Source organism: Acidovorax sp. SUPP2539, assembly GCF_030158975.1.
GTDB lineage: Bacteria > Pseudomonadota > Gammaproteobacteria > Burkholderiales > Burkholderiaceae_C > Paracidovorax.
The window spans coordinates 1-823 of sequence record NZ_BQXJ01000024.1 but is presented as its reverse complement, the minus strand read 5'-3'; the positions used below and the strand labels follow the sequence as shown (position 1 = coordinate 823).

The following is an 823-nucleotide window of genomic DNA, read 5'->3' as shown; positions in this document are numbered from 1 at the left end:
CAGGCCGCATCCAGCGGGTTGTGCACGCAGTCCACGCCGGTCAGGCGCTCGCCGCTGTCCGGGCCGAGCAGCGGGTGGGCGGTGGCGGTGGCGGTGGCGGTGGCGGTGGCGGTGGCGGTGGCGGTGGTAGTGGTAGTGGTTGGGGCCGCGGCGGCGGCCCCCTCCCGGTCCCGCTCCCGGTTGTAGTGCAGCGCATAGCGCCGCCCGCTGCCGTCGGTGATGCCGGCCAGCCGCCCGTGCTCGTCGTATCCGTAGTGCTGGCTGCGCCCGAAGCGGTCCAGCACCCGGCCCACGCGGTGGTGCCCGCCCTCCCCCGGCCACAGCAGCCACACGGCGCCGCCGTTGCCCGAGGCGGCGATCACGCACCGCGCGTCGGCCCGGGCCTCTTGGGGCACGTGGGCCCAGCGCGGCTGCCAGGCCCAGGGCTGCAGTTCGCTAGGGATGCGCGATGGAAGCGCCTCGGGGCTGAATGGACGACCACCCGCACCGCCACCGCCACCACCACCGCTGCCACCGCCGCGCAGGAGCCACAGGTCTTCGCTGGCGCTGTACAGCGCTTCACCGGGCGCCAGCGGCTCGCCGAAGGTGATGGCCCGCCCCCCGGTGTCCAGCAGCACGGTGCGCCCTGCCTCCAGCCGCACGGCGATCTCCATGGGCAGCTTCCAGCCGTAGCCCAGCAGCCCGCAGGCCGCCCCATGCTCTTCGTTGACGTAGCTGCTGTACTGGCGCTGCCACACGAGCGGCATCGGCCCGGGCAGGCTGAAGTCCAACTCGTCCCCGCCCATCAGCACCTTGGCCCCCAGCGCCGGGTTGACGGGGCTGC

General features: G+C 74.6%; 1 protein-coding gene. It reads right to left on the bottom strand.

The annotated features are described in order from the left end of the window. A partial coding sequence (locus AVTE2539_RS26245; RefSeq protein WP_284415248.1) for a DUF6531 domain-containing protein occupies positions 1-823 on the bottom strand: 823 nt, incomplete at both ends.